16 protein-coding genes are annotated in these 15,293 nt (G+C 59.0%); 4 read left to right on the top strand and 12 right to left on the bottom strand.

What is annotated here, in order from left to right:
- Positions 1-79: 79 nt before the first annotated feature.
- The 6 genes from rpiA to BI347_RS12045 form a co-directional block, all read right to left on the bottom strand.
- Positions 80-739 carry a ribose-5-phosphate isomerase RpiA gene (gene rpiA / locus BI347_RS12070; RefSeq protein ID WP_071112785.1) on the bottom strand — a complete coding sequence of 220 codons (660 nt, stop codon included), beginning with the start codon at positions 737-739 and terminating at the stop codon, positions 80-82.
- Between the two features lie 102 nt (positions 740-841).
- Complete coding sequence (gene ispF, locus BI347_RS12065; protein ID WP_071112784.1) at positions 842-1,318, bottom strand: 2-C-methyl-D-erythritol 2,4-cyclodiphosphate synthase; 477 nt, start codon at positions 1,316-1,318, stop codon at positions 842-844.
- 22 nt (positions 1,319-1,340) lie between these two features.
- Complete coding sequence (gene ispD, locus BI347_RS12060; RefSeq protein ID WP_071115954.1) at positions 1,341-2,027, bottom strand: 2-C-methyl-D-erythritol 4-phosphate cytidylyltransferase; 687 nt, start codon at positions 2,025-2,027, stop codon at positions 1,341-1,343.
- Between the two features lie 2 nt (positions 2,028-2,029).
- Positions 2,030-2,749, bottom strand: a complete 720-nt coding sequence (dnaQ, locus tag BI347_RS12055) for a DNA polymerase III subunit epsilon (RefSeq protein WP_071112968.1) — start codon at positions 2,747-2,749, stop codon at positions 2,030-2,032.
- Between the two features lie 49 nt (positions 2,750-2,798).
- A complete protein-coding gene (gene rnhA / locus BI347_RS12050) occupies positions 2,799-3,242 on the bottom strand; it encodes a ribonuclease HI (protein ID WP_071112782.1) in 444 nt (147 codons plus the stop codon).
- Between the two features lie 11 nt (positions 3,243-3,253).
- The gene (locus BI347_RS12045; protein ID WP_071112781.1) at positions 3,254-4,021 is read right to left on the bottom strand and encodes a class I SAM-dependent methyltransferase; all 768 of its coding nucleotides are present in this window, start codon (positions 4,019-4,021) and stop codon (positions 3,254-3,256) included.
- A gap of 13 nt (positions 4,022-4,034) precedes the next feature.
- On the opposite strand from BI347_RS12045, the gene gloB reads away from it, so the two are divergent.
- On the top strand, positions 4,035-4,802 hold the full coding sequence (gloB, locus tag BI347_RS12040; RefSeq protein WP_338032382.1) for a hydroxyacylglutathione hydrolase: 768 nt from the start codon (positions 4,035-4,037) through the stop codon (positions 4,800-4,802).
- Positions 4,803-5,004: 202 nt separating this feature from the next.
- Positions 5,005-6,834: a lytic transglycosylase gene (locus tag BI347_RS12035; protein ID WP_239690873.1), complete on the top strand. Its 1,830-nt coding sequence runs from the start codon at positions 5,005-5,007 to the stop codon at positions 6,832-6,834.
- Positions 6,835-6,903: 69 nt separating this feature from the next.
- On the opposite strand, the gene BI347_RS12030 is transcribed toward BI347_RS12035, so the two are convergent.
- Both BI347_RS12030 and dtd read right to left on the bottom strand, forming a co-directional pair.
- On the bottom strand, positions 6,904-7,968 hold the full coding sequence (locus BI347_RS12030; protein ID WP_071112779.1) for an FUSC family protein: 1,065 nt from the start codon (positions 7,966-7,968) through the stop codon (positions 6,904-6,906).
- Positions 7,969-7,972: 4 nt separating this feature from the next.
- Positions 7,973-8,425, bottom strand: a complete 453-nt coding sequence (dtd, locus tag BI347_RS12025) for a D-aminoacyl-tRNA deacylase (RefSeq protein ID WP_071112778.1) — start codon at positions 8,423-8,425, stop codon at positions 7,973-7,975.
- A gap of 125 nt (positions 8,426-8,550) precedes the next feature.
- Between dtd and yaaA the strand changes: the two genes are divergently transcribed.
- Together yaaA and BI347_RS12015 are read left to right on the top strand one after the other, a co-directional pair.
- Positions 8,551-9,324, top strand: a complete 774-nt coding sequence (yaaA, locus tag BI347_RS12020; RefSeq protein ID WP_071115952.1) for a peroxide stress protein YaaA — start codon at positions 8,551-8,553, stop codon at positions 9,322-9,324.
- A 58-nt stretch (positions 9,325-9,382) separates the two neighbouring features.
- On the top strand, positions 9,383-9,895 hold the full coding sequence (locus BI347_RS12015; protein WP_071115951.1) for a GNAT family N-acetyltransferase: 513 nt from the start codon (positions 9,383-9,385) through the stop codon (positions 9,893-9,895).
- A gap of 721 nt (positions 9,896-10,616) precedes the next feature.
- Here the strand turns inward: BI347_RS12015 and BI347_RS12010 are convergent.
- From BI347_RS12010 to BI347_RS12005, 4 genes are all read right to left on the bottom strand, one after another.
- A complete protein-coding gene (locus BI347_RS12010; RefSeq protein WP_071115950.1) occupies positions 10,617-12,110 on the bottom strand; it encodes an aldehyde dehydrogenase in 1,494 nt (497 codons plus the stop codon).
- 69 nt (positions 12,111-12,179) lie between these two features.
- Complete coding sequence (locus tag BI347_RS22670) at positions 12,180-12,929, bottom strand: class I SAM-dependent methyltransferase (RefSeq protein ID WP_083338839.1); 750 nt, start codon at positions 12,927-12,929, stop codon at positions 12,180-12,182.
- Positions 12,926-13,621 carry a helix-turn-helix transcriptional regulator gene (locus BI347_RS22665; RefSeq protein WP_083338838.1) on the bottom strand — a complete coding sequence of 232 codons (696 nt, stop codon included), beginning with the start codon at positions 13,619-13,621 and terminating at the stop codon, positions 12,926-12,928. Before BI347_RS22665 ends, BI347_RS22670 begins: the two co-directional genes overlap by 4 nt.
- 30 nt (positions 13,622-13,651) lie before the next feature.
- Positions 13,652-14,947, bottom strand: coding sequence for an MFS transporter (locus tag BI347_RS12005; protein WP_071115949.1), 1,296 nt, complete (start codon positions 14,945-14,947; stop codon positions 13,652-13,654).
- Positions 14,948-15,293 lie beyond the last annotated feature (346 nt).

Raw genomic sequence — 15,293 nt, 5'->3', positions numbered from 1 at the left:
TAAAAGAAAATGGTAAGACAAGCAGATGACAGCAGCGTGACACGCCGTCCTACCACGAATTTTCAGTCCGGCGCGCCGCTCAGCGCAGCACCTGTACCCCGCTCTGCCGGCCCAGCACCAGCACGTCGGCGCGGCGGCGGGCAAACAGGCCGCAGGTCACCACCCCGGCGATGTGGTTGATGGTTTCCTCCAGCTCCACCGGCTTCATGATCTGCAGGCCGTGCACGTCGATGATCACATTGCCGTTGTCGGTGACCACGCCCTGGCGCAGCTCGGGGTGGCCGCCCAGCTTCACCAGTTGGCGCGCGACGTAGCTGCGCGCCATCGGGATGACTTCGATCGGCAGCGGGAACGCCCCCAGCATGGCCACGTACTTGTTCTCGTCGGCGATGCAGACGAATTCGTCGGCCACGCCGGCCACGATCTTCTCCCGCGTCAGCGCCGCGCCGCCGCCCTTGATCATGTGCAAGTGATGGTTGATCTCGTCCGCGCCGTCGATGTAGACCGGCAGCTTTTCCACCTCGTTGAGGTCGAACACCGGGATGTGGTGGGCCTTGAGCCGGGCGGTGGAGGCCTCAGAGCTCGACACCGCGCCCTTGATGCGCCCCTTGATACCGGCCAGTTCCTCGATGAACAGGTTGACGGTGCTGCCGGTGCCCACCCCGATGATGGCGTCTTCCGGCACGAATTCCAGCGCTTTCTTGGCGACGGCGAGTTTCAATTGATCCTGGGTCAGCATGATAAGGCCTCCTGGCGAGTGTGAGGGCTCATGCCCGGCATGAGCGACGTTGCGCGATTATCCCACAAGCGGACCGCCATCGCATGCCGCCCGCAAACCGCCTTAAGCCGGCATCAACAGGCAGACCGCCTGCGCTTCTATCGCCTCGCAGCGGCCCAGGTAGCCCAGTTTCTCGTTGGTCTTGCCCTTGACGTTGACCGCGCCTACGTCCAATCCAAGGTCCGCGGCGATATGGGCGCGCATCGCGTCGATGTGCGGCGCCAGCTTGGGTTGCTGCGCGATCAGCGTGCTGTCCACATTGACCGGCCGCCAGCCGGCTGCCCGCACCCGGGCGACGGCCTCGCGCAGCAGCGCTCGGCTGTCCGCGCCCTTGAATTCGACGGCGGTATCCGGAAAATGGCGACCTATGTCGCCCAGCGCCGCCGCGCCCAGCAACGCGTCGGTAATCGCGTGCAGCAGCGCGTCGGCGTCGGAATGGCCCAACAGACCCTTGTCGTGCGGAATGACCACGCCGCCCAGGATCAGCGGCCGGCCCGCCACCAGTTGATGCACATCGTAGCCTTGTCCGATACGGAACATCTTATTCCTCGAATCTTGCAATCTATTGACCATCGCGCGCGGCCAGGATGGCGCGCGCCAGCGCCAGGTCGCGCGGATAGGTCACCTTGAAATTCTGCGCGTCGCCTTCCACCAGCAATGGTTTAAGGCCCGCGCGCTCGATGGCGGACGCCTCGTCGGTGATGTCGTCGGCCGGCTGGTCCCGCAAGGCGTTCGCCAGCAGCCCTGCGCGGAACATCTGCGGCGTCTGCGCCAGCCATAGGCCGTTGCGCGGCACGGTGGTGCCGACGTGGCCTTCGCTGTCGGCGCGCTTGACGGTGTCCGGCACCGGCAAAGCCAGCAAGCCGCCGACAGGATGCCCGGCCAGCGTGGCGATCAGACGCTCCACCGCCGCCACCGACACGCAGCAGCGCGCGGCGTCGTGCACCAGCACCCAGTCGTCGTCGCCGCAAGCCACCGCCGCCAGTCCGTGGCTCACGCTTTCGGCGCGGGTGGCGCCGCCGACGCGGTAGACGCGCAGCTTGGGCAGATCCCAGTTGAAATCGTCGAACCACTCGTCGTGCGGGGAAATCACCACCGCCACCTCGTCGATGGCGGACACCGCCGCCAGCGTGGCCAGCGTGTGCCACATCAGCGGCTTGCCGTTGAGCTGCAGGTACTGCTTGGGGCTGGCCGCGCCAAAACGGCTGCCGGAACCGGCCGCCGGCACCAGGGCGATGTATCTGGCCATGGTCAGCCTTCCGCCTGCGCCGGCTGCTCCAGGCTGCGCCACAAGCACGGCCCCTTCACCGCCTTGTCCAGCGCGTCCAGATAGGCCTGGTGCTCGGCCTGCTCCGCCTCGCTGGCGGCCAGCACCTTCAACGGCTTGCGCTCGAACTGGATGGCGCCGCCGGCGTCGCCGGGCAGCTCCACGTCGATGTCCATCGCCAGGCTCTCCTGGCCGCGCGTCATCCACAGGTACACTTCGGACAGCAGTTCGCAGTCCACCAGCGCGCCGTGCAGGGTACGGTTGGAGCGGTCTATCTCGAAACGGTCGCACAGCGCGTCCAGGCTGTTGCGCTTGCCCGGGAACATGTCGCGCGCCTCGCGCAGCGTGTCGATCACGCCGGCGCACAAGGCGCTTACCGGCTCCAGCCCCATCTTGGCGAACTCGGCGTTGAGAAAGCCCACGTCGAACGGCGCGTTGTGGATGATCAGCTCCGCCCCGCGCAGGAAATCGGCGATCTCCTGCCCCACCTGGCGGTACACCGGCTTGCCGGCAAGGAACTCCAACGAGATGCCGTGCACCCGCTGCGCGTCCGGATCGATGTCGCGCTCGGGATGGATGTAAAGATGCAAGTGCTTGCCGGTAAGCTTGCGGCCCACCATTTCCAGACCGGCGAACTCGACGATGCGGTGGCCTTGCTGCGGATCGAGACCGGTGGTTTCGGTATCGAGAATAATCTGTCTCATGCTGCTTCCCGCGGGCCGCGCCATGCTGCGCGGCCACAACTTGTCTTGCTCAGACCGACTCCACGCCCTTATTGGCGAGCTGGTCGGCTCTTTCGTTGAATTCGTGGCCGGCATGGCCCTTTACCCAGCGCCACTCCACCGCCAGATGGCGGTTGCGCTCGGCATCCAGCTCCTGCCACAGGTCGGCGTTCTTCACCGGCTCCTTGGCCGCGGTCCTCCAGCCACGCGCCTTCCAGCCGTGTATCCACTCGGAAATGCCTTTTTGCACATATTGCGAGTCGGTATAGACCACCACATTGCAGGGCCGGTTCAACGAGGCCAGCGCCCGGATCACCGCCATGATCTCCATCCGGTTGTTGGTGGTGCCGCGCTCGCCGCCGCAGATCTCCTTCTCCTTGCCCTTGTAGCGCAACAGGGCGCCCCAGCCCCCGGGACCGGGGTTGCCCTTGCAGGCGCCGTCGGTATAGATCTCGACCTTGTCTTCCGTAGTCATGCTGTCTCTAGTCAATGGCAGGACGGCGCGCCGTCCCGCTCGGTTGTATCGCGCCGCTTGTGGGTATGCTGGCGCTCGTTGCCCGCCACCACGCCCAGCGCGCCCTTGCTCTTGGCCTGCTTCTGCTTCCAGCTGGGGGTGATCAGCCGCATGCCGCGCTGGCGCTTGACCGCCTCGATGCCGTACACCCCGGCGGCCAGCGGCCACCAGCGCTCGCCCGCGCCCTCCATGAATCCGCAGCGGCACAGCCAGTCGCTGCGCGTGAACGGCGGCGCGTAGGCCATGAAGGCGGCGCCCTCCAGCTCGAGATCCAGCAGCGTCAGCCAGTCCCTCACCCGGAGCTGGGTCAGGAAGCTGCCGTTCCACGGCACCGACTCCCGCCCCTGGATCAGCCGCCGCACCCCCCATAGCGACAACGGATTGAAGCCGGTCAGAATCAAACGGCCCTCTGGCATCAGCACCCGGTCCGCTTCGCGCAATACCTGATGCGGCTGGGTGGTAAAATCCAGCACATGGGGCATCACCAGCAGATCGAGGCTGCGGTTTTCAAACGGCAGGAAGGCCGGATCGCAACAGACGTCCACCGCGCCGCAATCCGCCACCCGGCATTGCCAGGGAATGCGGTTGCCGCGCAGGCAGTCAATTTCAGGCACGCCGACCTGCACCGCGTGGTAGCCGAACACATCCGCCACCACCCGCTCGAAATAGTCTTGCTCGCGCGCCAGCAGATAGCGGCCCAGCTCGGTGCCGGTCAGCCAGCCGCCAAACGAATTTTTCATTGAGGAAGGCCTTATGCCAGCCATGTTCAACGTCACCCCGATCGGGGCGTTCTCAGACAATTATATCTGGGTTTTGCAACAGGACGGTCGCGCAGTTGCCGTCGACCCGGGCGAAGCCGCCCCTCTGCTGCGTTTCCTCCAGCGGGAAAAACTGCGGCTCGACGCCATCCTGGTCACCCATCACCACGCCGACCATTGCGGCGGCTTAGCCGAACTGGCGCGGGCCTGGCCGGACGCCGTGGTCTACGGCCCCCCCGGCATCGCCGGCGTGACCAAGGAAGTAAAGGCAGGCGATACCGTACGCTTGCCGATGGGCGATGCGACGGTGCTGGCGGTTCCCGGCCACACCCTGGACCATCTGGCATACCGGATCGACGACGCCCTGTTTTGCGGCGACACGATGTTCGCCGCAGGCTGCGGCAGGGTGTTCGAGGGTACGCCGGCGCAATTGCTGGCTTCGCTGAAAAAACTGGCGCAACTGCCGCCATCGACCAAAGTTTACCCGGCCCACGAATACACGCTGTCCAATCTGCGCTTCGCCCTGGCCGCCGACCCTGCCAATCCGGTGCTGGCGGTGCGGCAAAGCCGCGACCAGGGACTGCGCGAGCGCGGCCAGCCCACCCTGCCCAGCACCATCGCCCTGGAACTCGCCAGCAACCCCTTTCTGCGCTGCGCGGAGCCGGCTATCCGCCAAAGCCTGCTGGCGCAAGGGGGCCGCGAAGACGATGACGAAGCGGCCAGTTTCGCCCGTCTGCGCGCCTGGAAGGACGATTTTCGCTAAAAAAAGCCATGCCGGATAAGTAATTCCCCGCAGCCGCGCGCCAATCTCCTTCACACGCCGGAGAGATAGGCTATTAACAATGAAAGCACATGAAATTATTTGGTTTTTTCAATTGACACCCTATAAGTGCATGTTTAGGATCAGCCGGAATTAGAATTATGGGCCCGTCTGCATGAAACGCCTCACCCCGTTGGCACTAACCGTGTCCCTAGCATTGCTATCCGCATCGCCGGCCATCGCCGGCGCCGATCCTGCCGTCCGCGCTCCCGGCGTGGACGAAGCGTTGGCCGCCGGCCTGGACATGATGCTGCAAAACTCCAGCCTGTTGCGCAATGGCGACGACGTCTGGAAGCGGGCGCGGGAAGGCTTCAGGCTGGACGAGGTCAATGCCGACGTGGTGCGCCGCCAGGAGCGCTTCTACGCCAGCCGGCCCGAGTACTTCAAACGCACGCTGGACCGCAGCCGAAAATACCTGTTCCACATCATGAACGAAGTTGAGCGCCGCGGCATGCCAACCGAGATCGCGCTGCTGCCGATGGTGGAAAGCGCCTTCGTCCCCACCGCGCTGTCGCGCGTCCCCGCCTACATCTCCCCCACCGGTGCCTCCGGCCTGTGGCAGATCATGCCTGCCACTGGACGCCAGTACGGCCTGGAGCAGACCTGGTGGTACGACGGCCGCCGCGATGTGATGGAATCGACGCGCGCCGCGCTGGATTACCTGCAGAACCTCTACGCCCAGTTCGGCGACTGGAGCCTGGCGCTGGCAGCCTACAACTGGGGCGAAGGCAATGTAGCGCGCGCGCTGGCCAAGGCTCAGGCCGCCGGCCTGCCCCCAACCTACGAAAACATCCGCCTGCCCAACGAAACCCGCAACTACGTGCCCAAGCTGCTGGCGGTGCGCAACATCCTGCTGAATCCGGAAAAATACGGCATGCGGCTGGACAAGTTCCCCAACAAGCCCTATTTCGTCGCAGTTTCCACCGGCAAACACATGAACATCGACATCGCCGCCCGGTTGGCCGGCATCTCGGTGGCGGAATTCAAGGAACTCAACCCGGCCTTCAACCTGCCGGTGTACGCGTATAAGGCGGGACGACAGATGCTGCTTCCCGCCGGCAAGGCGGACAAATTCGAGGCGAACCTCGACAAATGGAGCAAGCCGCTGCTGACTTGGGAGGTTTACATTCCCAAGAGCGACGCCAATGCCAAAGACATAGCCAACGAGCACGGCATGAGCGCCAACCAGCTGCTGGCCGCCAACCGCCTGTCCGGCTCCACGCTGAAAGCCGGCCAACCGGTGCTGGTGGCGATGAACAAGGCGATGAACGACGGCCAGCCGGTGGAGTCCATAGATACCCCGCTGAACAGAGCCCCGGCAGGCGTCACCATGCTGGCTCAGGTCGACACCGCCGCGGCCGTCAGCACTCCGCCAGCGGCCACCCCAGCCGCAACCGTCGTCGCCATGGCGGACACCTCGGCAGCCGTGCCTGCCGCGCCGGAGGCAAAAATGGAGCCCGCTCCGACCGCCCAGACGGCAAGCGCCGGCGACAGCACCGTAGCCCAGGCCATCCGCATAGCCAGCGCGGCCAACATGGCAAGCAGCCAGGCCGACGCCCAGTCACTGGCCACCAGCGATCTGGATCGCTATACCGTCTCCGGCGGCGACACCCTGTACAGCATCGCCCGCCGCAACAATCTGAGCGTGGACGAGTTGAAAACCCTGAACCGCCTGGAAGGCAATATCGTGCAGGTGGGCCAAGAGCTGCAGCTGAAAACCATCGACCAGGGCGACGCCCAGCTGGCCAGCGCCGCCCCGTCCGACAACGGCGGCGATCCATCCCTGGTCAAGGTCAGCAACGCCAGCCCGGCCCCGTCCCGCCACTCCACCGAATACACGGTGCGGCGCGGCGACACGCTGTTCAGCATCGCCCGCCGTTTCGGCGTCAAACACAACGATATCCAGCGCATCAACGGCAGCCGCCAGGCCAACCACCTGCAGCCAGGACAGAAAGTGAAGATAGTCGGCCTGTAAACGCCGCCGTCGCACCGCCGCAAAACAAACGGCCCGGAAAATTCCGGGCCGTTCCGCATCTGCACGCGCCTACCGAGCCTGATTCGTCCCGCGGCCAACGCCGCGCATGCGCCGCACCAGGCTGCGCGCCGGCGGCGGCACGGCGATCAGCTGCGGCAGGGTCCGCTGCAGGTTCTGCCGCAACTCCTCCACCGTCAGCGTCAACTCCGCCACCAGCCAGTGGCAATGCGACGGCCACTGCATCCGCGCCGGATTGTCCGCCGCCGGCAGCGGCTGCTCCAGCAGCTGCGGCTGATTGAAGCGCAGCGCGTGCGCAGCGCGCAACAAGGCAAGCACGATGGCGCGCCGCGGCGACCCCTCCTCCACCAGTGCCGGCGTCGTCTCCGCCACCTCAGCCATCCGATCCAGCAAGGTCCACATGCCGCGCTGGCAGCGCTGCACCTGATCCAGCTGGCTGTGCGCCAGCGACGACTCCTGCGTCACCGCCGGCAGCAACCCGCGCATACGGATCAACCTGGCGTTGAACTGCTCCAGCGCGGCATCGCCCTCCACCGGCAGCCGGCGCGCAATGCGGTTGTACAGCAGCGCCGCCTCGCGCAGATTGTCCGCCAGCAGAAAACGCCAGCTGTCCATCGCCCGCAGCGGCAGAGTGGCCGCCGCCGCCATCCCGATCAGCGAGCCGAGCAATACATTGCAACTGCGCCACAAAGCCTCGACGATGGGCTCGTCGCCCAAGCCGCCGACAATCACCAGTGTGATGCCCGTCAGCAACGCCAGATAGCCGCCGCCGCCCTGCGCATGCCAGGTGCTGAAACCCACCACCACCAGCATCCACGCATAACAGGCGTAAGGCGACCAGCCATGCAGCACGATGGCCGCCAAACCTGCCAGCGCGCCCAGCAGCGAACCGCCCATCCGCTCCAGCGCCTTGCGCTGCACGCCGCCCCAGTGCGGCACCCCGCCCAGCACGATCAGGATGGTCACCAGCATCCAGCCGCCGTGCGGCATGCCGGTCCATACCGTCAGCAACAGGCCGAACAGAAACGCCAGCGCCACCCGCAGCACATGCACTTGGCGCGCATAGCGGTTCAGGTAATACGGCACCACCAGCACCCGCCACGGCAGCTTGTTCATCGCCTCACTCCGGATTGCGGCTGTCCAGCCAGATGGTGACCGGGCCATCGTTGACCAGGTCCACTTGCATGTCCGCGCCGAACACCCCCGTGGGCACCGGCTGGCCCAGCGTCGCCGCCAGTTCGGCGACGAAGCGCTCGAACAGCGGCTGCGAAACCTCGCCCCGCGCCGCGCGCGAATACGACGGCCGGTTGCCCTTTTTCACACTGGCGTACAGCGTGAACTGGCTGACTGCCAGCGCCTGGCAGCCGCTCTCCAGCAGCGAGCGGTTCATCACCCCGGTCTCGTCGTTGAAAATGCGCAACTGGCTGATCTTGCGCACCAGCCAGGCGATGTCCTCGGCGCCGTCCGCCTCCCCCACCCCCACCAGCAGCAGCAAGCCCGCGCCGATCTGCCCCGTCACCTCATTTGCCACCGTCACCGCCGCCTGGCTCACTCTTTGCACCAACACCCGCATCCGGATTATCCTCATCGTCAAACACGATTCATTCTATCCAATCCGCCCTCCTCGCGCCGACCGGCGCGCCCGGATGCGGCGAGCTTGGGTACAATAGCCGGCTATTCACCAAAAGGATTTGCCGCATGTTGATGGTCATCTCGCCGGCCAAGACGCTGGACTACCAAACGCCCCCGGCCTCCGAGCAATTCAGCCAGCCCGCCCTGCTGAGCCACAGCGCCGAGCTGATAGGCGTGCTGCGCCGGAAAAGCCCGCTGGAAATCAGCCAGTTGATGAGCATCAGCGATGCGCTGGCCAACCTCAACGTCGGCCGCTACGCCGACTGGCGGCCGACGTTCGCGCCCGACAACGCCAAGCAGGCGCTGTACGCCTTCATGGGCGATGTCTACGAAGGTCTGGACGCCGGCAGCCTGGACGCCGACGCCACCGGCTATCTGCAACAGCGCCTGCGCATCCTGTCCGGCCTCTACGGCGTGCTGCGTCCGCTGGACCTGATGCAGGCCTACCGGCTGGAAATGGGCACCCGCCTTGCCAACCCGCGCGGCAAAAACCTGTACGAGTTCTGGGGCGATATCGTCACCGACGCACTGAACGCGCAACTGGCGGAGCTGGGACAGCACACCCTGGTCAACCTGGCGTCGGAGGAGTACTTCAAGTCGGTGAAGCCGAAGCGGCTGAACGCCGCCATCGTCACGCCGGTATTCCAGGACCGCAAGAATGGCCATTACAAGATCATCAGCTTCTACGCCAAGCGCGCGCGGGGGCTGATGGCGCGCTGGGCGGCGGAAAATCGGGTCAGGCAGCCGGAAGCGCTGCGCGATTTCGACAGCGCAGGCTATGCTTTCGACCCTGCCGCGTCCAGCGAACTGAGCTGGGTATTCCGCCGCGATCTGGAATGAGCGGCCGGTCTGGTCCGATAGCATTGGCATCAACAGCTTCGTCCCACAGGATGGCACCATGATCACCACCCGCCTGGCCGCTCCCGCCGACAGCGATACCCTCGCCGAGCTGTTCTATCAAATGGACAAGCATTACTTCGGCGCGGAACGGGCCAAGCTCGACGCGTCGGCCCGCTATGTCACCGCCAACCTGTTCCAGCCGCATTGCGGCGTGCAGACCATGCTGGCGGAGCGAGACGGACTGACGCTGGGCTTGGCCACCTTCTCCCTGCTCTATCCGGCGCCGGAGTACAGCGGCCAACTGTTCATGAAAGACCTGTTCACCTGCGAAGAGGCCCGCGGCAGCGGCGCAGGCAAAACCTTGCTGCAGGCGCTGGCCCGGCTGGCGCTGGAGCATGGCTGCCAACGGCTGGACTGGACCGCCGAGCGCGGCAATGCGGCAGCGTTGGCGTTTTATCGCCACATCGGCGCCAGCGTGGTGGAGGACAAAGTGTATTACCGCATCAGCGGCGCCGCATTGACAGCTTTCGCCCGGAATCATCCCGGCCAGCAGCAGGCGACACATAGCTAGCCAGGATCTCCCGCACATCTCGCAGCACGTCTCCGGCATGCAGAATGGCGGCATGAGATTGCGAATAACCCTGCATTCGGAATGCCTGCCGCTGCGCCTCGTCGCGCAACTGGCTGCTTAGGCCCCCGACCGTCGCCCGGCTCCAGAATCCAAGGGCTTACGCCGAAAACCGAACAGCAGGAAATGCCGTGTAGCAGCCGGCAAAACTCTTGGTGCGCCGCTCTCCAGTTGAAAAAGCTGCCGCAAAAAACGCTGCCCGGCGTCAGATTGCGCCAACTGTCCACCACCCAAGGCGCATGACCACGCCCAGGCCGGCGCAGCCAGCGTCAGCAGAACGGGCATCAGTCCCGAGGGCTTTGAACGGGCTTCGGCGTGAGGCGGGAATTTGTCTACGGTTCCCGAGACAGTCCACAGGCTGTGGGCACTGGCGTGAACCGGCCAAGAACCCCAGACTCGCAACGTCGACCCGGTGAAAGCTTATCTACTGCTCGCCACCAGCTACGATAGATGCTGGCCACTCCGCTCAGCTCACCTCAGTACGGGTAGTGTGTAACATCACCCTTCAACTCGCGTCATAGTGGTTTTTTACTTAATAATTGATTCATCATTTTACGAATGATAAGATTTAGAATCTTCTAGTGCATTCAAAGTTACGGCATAAAAAAGAGAGGCTTAGCCTCTCTTTTTTCCCACTCCTTTTTATGCTGTAAACAAAATATCGTTATAGCTTGATCAAAGTACTCTTCAGTTCTGTGTATTTTTCAAGCGCATGCAATGACTTGTCGCGACCATTGCCAGACTGTTTATAGCCACCAAACGGCAAGTTCATATCCCCACCCTCTTCATAGCAGTTGACCCAAACCGTACCGGCTCGCAGTTGACGTGCCACTTTGTGCGCTGTCGAGACATCCTGAGTCCACACTGCCGCCCCGAGCCCATATTGGCTATCATTAGCAATCCGCACAGCCTCATCTACACCATCAAAGGTAATCACTGACAACACGGGTCCAAATATTTCCTCACGGCAAATCGTCAAGTTGGGCTGCGGGCAATCAAAAATAGCAGGCTCAATAAACAAACCATCTGGATGGATAGCTTGGACAGCAGCACCACCTTGTAGCAGCTTAGCGCCTTCTTTTTGTCCTTGCGCTATATAAGACAGGACTTTATCAAACTGCCGTTGATCGACAACTGCACCCAAGTTCGTTTCAGGTGACAATGGATCTCCAGGACGATAATCAGCCATCGCCACTTTCAGTTCAGACAAGAAGGCTTCGCGTATTTCTCTAGCCACCAAGACACGAGACCCTGCCGTACACATTTGACCAGCGTTATAACAAATTGCACCAGCTGCTGCTTTCGCAGCGGCCTTAAGATCCTTGCAGTCTGCCAAGATAATATTCGGGCTTTTCCCGCCCAACTCCAACCACACACGCTTGAGATTGCTTTGTGCCGCATAGTTGGCGATCTGCTTGCCAACCGCCGTCGAGCCGGTAAAGGCGACGCAATCCACATCCAGATGTGATGCCAAGGCCTGGCCAACATCCCCCGCCCCCGGCAAGACCTGAAAAATACCAGGCGGAATGCCCGCTGCTTCAGCCAGAGCCGCAACACGGATTGCGGTAAGGGGCGACTTCTCAGAGGGCTTCAGAATGACCGCATTGCCTGCGGCCAACGCCGGAGCGAACTTCCAGCTTGCCATCAGCAAAGGGAAGTTCCACGGTACAATGGCTGCCACCACGCCGACAGGCTCGCGCGTCACCATGCCAAGCAACGCCGGATCGACAGGCACAACCTCACCCGGAACCTTATCAATCAGCTCGGCAAACCAACTGATGCAGTAAGCCGTATTGGAAATATCAACGCTTAGAGCGTTGGCGATGGGTTTGCCAACATCCAATGATTCCAAGAGCGCTAATTCTTCAATATTGTCCTGGATGAGCGAGGCAAATCGTTTCAGTATTTCCATCCTGGAACGCGGTGCCAGCTCGGACCATGCGCCACCATCGAATGCCCGCCTCGCTGCACGCACCGCTAGCTCCACATCCTCTTCACCGCACCACTCAATAGATGCCAACACCTTGCCGGTTGCGGGATTGATCGTTGTGAACTCTTTGCCGCTCAGCGCTTTCCGGTAAGCGCCATCAATGTAGGCGCGGCCTTCGAAATGCAATTGCTCTGCTTTTTTCTGCCAATTGATCGTACCGGTAGACATGTATGCTTTCCTTTTTTGTACTATCTCTGGTTTACGTGCAAAAAATCACAAATCTAGATGGTGTGCTTTCTAGTTCGCCGGCTTTATAGCAATCACCCCAACACTATCCCGACCATCATCAGACAAGCACTCAACGGGGAAAACACCTTGTCGATTGATGTATGCGGCTTGCTCAACCATAAAGCCATGGTCAGTGAATAGTTTTTTAAAACTATCAAGATCAAACAGATGCAAAACATCAGGAATTTGATTCGAAAACGCTATGCTATCGTGCATGCGATGATTTTCGATCAAGCCAGGATAAGGATGACCAGCGGCAAGCCTTGCTTCATACTCCGGTCTGAAAGACTTCCAATTACCAATGAACGGCGTCTCGACAGTTGCATAAATTCGCCCATTGGGAATTAATAGCCTGGACATGGCATTCAGCATTTTATCAATGCCTGGGCCATTGAAAAAATGCAAAACCCGACAACACAGAATGGATGAAATGGAGTTCTCTGTCAGATCAATTTCATCAGGAAAACTACCATCCAGAAATGTAATCCGTTGCAACATTTCAGCAGGCACGTTCCTGCTAGCGATCTCCAAATGCTCTTTGCTTAAGTCATTGCATATGACCGTGTGCCCATTTTTTAAAGCAGAAATTGAATTCGAACCAAATCCCGCACCGATCTCAAGTAGAGGAAAAGCAGATACCGGCTGATTGCAAAAAGCAGTAGAAACAAAATCCTTACTGTCGGTAATGACACCTGTGTTGTTGAGGGTCATCGCACAGCCAGCAGCTTCAAACAGGGCATGACTATCAGATATCATCATGGCAACCTCATTATGTCCATGTAAACTACACCAAAGTTATCCGAGGCACGACTATGCAGAAATGGCTGCATATTGTTGGCATTTATTGTTCTGATAATATCGAAGTTATTGCTAATATTGAGCGAAGACTTTATTCTTGCTAGCGCCTTAGAAATAGTGGAAACTGAAGTATTGGTAGCAAAAGCAATTTCCTTTGGTTGTTTTCCTGCGCAAAAAAGCTCTAGAATCTTGAATTCTTTGTCGGTTAGATTAGATAGGCACTTCAGTATCTTTTCGCGATTACTCTCGCTGCCCTGCTTGCCTTCATCAACTTGATTTGATGTATCCACCTTCAAATAGTTCAATGTCCTAAAATAAACCCACTCCAATTTATTTGAAGAGGAATATAACGGCTCTTTGATATAGGTAATTTCATTGTATACCGATCCATTCCGAAAGCAGTGCAAGGAAATAACGGGCCGCTCCTCTCGCAGCACAATCCCATCCTCAGCATCATAATCGTGCCCTTCCGAAACAGAGTTGATAGGCAGGTCATACGTGTGCCTGCCTAAAATCTCCTCTAGACATGAAGCTCCCACAACAGAAAGGTATTGACTATGCGCATAAAGAAACTGGTGCGTTTTATTCTTGACGCCACAGCTATGCCTTGAGGAATCTATTTGTGTTTTTATGAGATCTGGCAAATCTGACATTTCAATGAATCTCCATTGATATCATTAATATCAGAAAGCTGCGGCACGCTTGTTTTCTGTAAAGGCAATGTGAATCACAAAAAGCAAAATCACAGCCAACCCCATAAAGCCGGACATGATTACGATACCAATCTGTGGACTCCCCGTTGCCTTGATGACATATCCCATCATGATGGGCGACATAAACCCAGCCAAGCTGCCAATGGAATTGATCACAGCAAAAATAACTGCCGCAGCCTTGCCTTTAAGGAAATTGACTAACGACCAAAATACGGGATAGGTCAGCATAATCGCAGTAGTCGCAATCGAAATTAAGCCCAGCTTTGCTATCACGCTTATGCCATTAATCAAGATGGCAGATAATGATAAGCATCCAATTCCATACAACAGGGACAAGATAAAAATTGGCCGTTTTATGGTTCTAGTCATAACAAACGACGTCGCTAGCGCGACAAGCGCCAAGCCCCATGGGATGGCATTGATAAAGCCGATATGCAATGTATTGGCAACATTAAAGGATTTGATGATCTGCGGGAGCCAGAATGAAATGCAATACATGGAAAATGCTGAGGCAGAAGTCACTATTGCATATATCCAAACTTTCAAATCCAACAGCGCTTTCAGCGGCGATCCAATCACAGCTTTGGTTTCTTCCTGTGCTTGTATGTGCGCGCTTAATTGCAATTTTTCAGCATCAGTTAAATACTTTACAGACTTGATGCTCTCCGGCAGCACAAAGAGCAGTGCAATACCAATAAAAATGGTCATAAGACCTTCTGTCAAGAACAACCACTGCCATGCAGCCATGCCTAAGTAATGCGATTTAGAGATCGTTTCCAATAACCAGCCCGAAAATATGCTGCCGATCACGGCGGATAGCGGAATCGCGGAGATAAAAAGGAAATTGGTTTTGGCACGATTCTCTATTGGAATGAAGCGTGTCAAATAAAACAGTACTCCGGGATAAAACCCTGCCTCACACACTCCAAGCAGAAATCTGACAATATACAGCTGAGTATCTGTGTGGACGTAGTAAGTTGACATCGTGACCACGCCCCAGCTGATCATAATTCTTGCCAGCCATCTCCGAGCGCCGAATCTTAGCAACAGTAAATTACTAGGAATTTCTGCGGCAATATATCCAGCAAAAAATACCCCTGCAGCCGTCCCAAAAACTAATGGATCAATTCCGAAGGATTTCGCCAAGGAAAATTGTGCAAAAGCCAAGTTGGTTCTGTCGATGTAGGCCATGGTTAGACAAATGATCAGCCAAGGCACAATTCTAACTGTGATCTTCTTTGCTGCAATTGCTGGTACGCTTTCCATTGGAAGCCTCTGATTGAATTAAGTAGTTGTATCAATATTAGGATGGTACTATTCAAAACCAATACGATTAATATTGACCTTTATCTTGAGTTGAAAGTGACTCATAGCCGCAAAACACTGTCAAGGAAAATTATTTTCCTTGAGGCCTCGCCGCATCGTTTGCATTATGCGCAAACCAATCCGATGCCGTTTGGATATTATTCAACACCTTATCAGTTTTCATCACGACTGTATATTGGCTGGACAATAATATTTCGCACTAAACTCTTACTCGACTCACTGATGGCTTTAGCAAGCGCAGTCAACTTGACTGACGGCAACCGGACAGACAGATAGATTAAAAACG

It is taken from the genome of Chromobacterium sphagni (assembly GCF_001855575.1).
GTDB lineage: Bacteria > Pseudomonadota > Gammaproteobacteria > Burkholderiales > Chromobacteriaceae > Chromobacterium > Chromobacterium sphagni.
Note: the sequence above shows the minus strand (reverse complement) of the source record. Positions and strands in the feature narration are given on the sequence as shown.

Excerpts from the sequence above, each read along its gene's own strand:
- dtd (WP_071112778.1), bottom strand. The coding sequence starts at position 8,425 with ATGCGGGTGTTGGTGCAAAGAGTGAGCCAGGCGGCGGTGACGGTGGCA.
- BI347_RS12005 (WP_071115949.1), bottom strand. The coding sequence starts at position 14,947 with ATGGAAAGCGTACCAGCAATTGCAGCAAAGAAGATCACAGTTAGAATT.
- ispF (WP_071112784.1), bottom strand. The coding sequence starts at position 1,318 with ATGTTCCGTATCGGACAAGGCTACGATGTGCATCAACTGGTGGCGGGC.
- gloB (WP_338032382.1), top strand. The coding sequence starts at position 4,035 with ATGCCAGCCATGTTCAACGTCACCCCGATCGGGGCGTTCTCAGACAAT.
- BI347_RS22670 (WP_083338839.1), bottom strand. The coding sequence starts at position 12,929 with ATGATGATATCTGATAGTCATGCCCTGTTTGAAGCTGCTGGCTGTGCG.
- ispD (WP_071115954.1), bottom strand. The coding sequence starts at position 2,027 with ATGGCCAGATACATCGCCCTGGTGCCGGCGGCCGGTTCCGGCAGCCGT.
- BI347_RS12045 (WP_071112781.1), bottom strand. The coding sequence starts at position 4,021 with ATGAAAAATTCGTTTGGCGGCTGGCTGACCGGCACCGAGCTGGGCCGC.
- dnaQ (WP_071112968.1), bottom strand. The coding sequence starts at position 2,749 with ATGAGACAGATTATTCTCGATACCGAAACCACCGGTCTCGATCCGCAG.
- yaaA (WP_071115952.1), top strand. The coding sequence starts at position 8,551 with ATGTTGATGGTCATCTCGCCGGCCAAGACGCTGGACTACCAAACGCCC.
- BI347_RS12010 (WP_071115950.1), bottom strand. The coding sequence starts at position 12,110 with ATGTCTACCGGTACGATCAATTGGCAGAAAAAAGCAGAGCAATTGCAT.
- BI347_RS12030 (WP_071112779.1), bottom strand. The coding sequence starts at position 7,968 with ATGAACAAGCTGCCGTGGCGGGTGCTGGTGGTGCCGTATTACCTGAAC.
- rpiA (WP_071112785.1), bottom strand. The coding sequence starts at position 739 with ATGCTGACCCAGGATCAATTGAAACTCGCCGTCGCCAAGAAAGCGCTG.
- rnhA (WP_071112782.1), bottom strand. The coding sequence starts at position 3,242 with ATGACTACGGAAGACAAGGTCGAGATCTATACCGACGGCGCCTGCAAG.
- BI347_RS22665 (WP_083338838.1), bottom strand. The coding sequence starts at position 13,621 with ATGTCAGATTTGCCAGATCTCATAAAAACACAAATAGATTCCTCAAGG.
- BI347_RS12015 (WP_071115951.1), top strand. The coding sequence starts at position 9,383 with ATGATCACCACCCGCCTGGCCGCTCCCGCCGACAGCGATACCCTCGCC.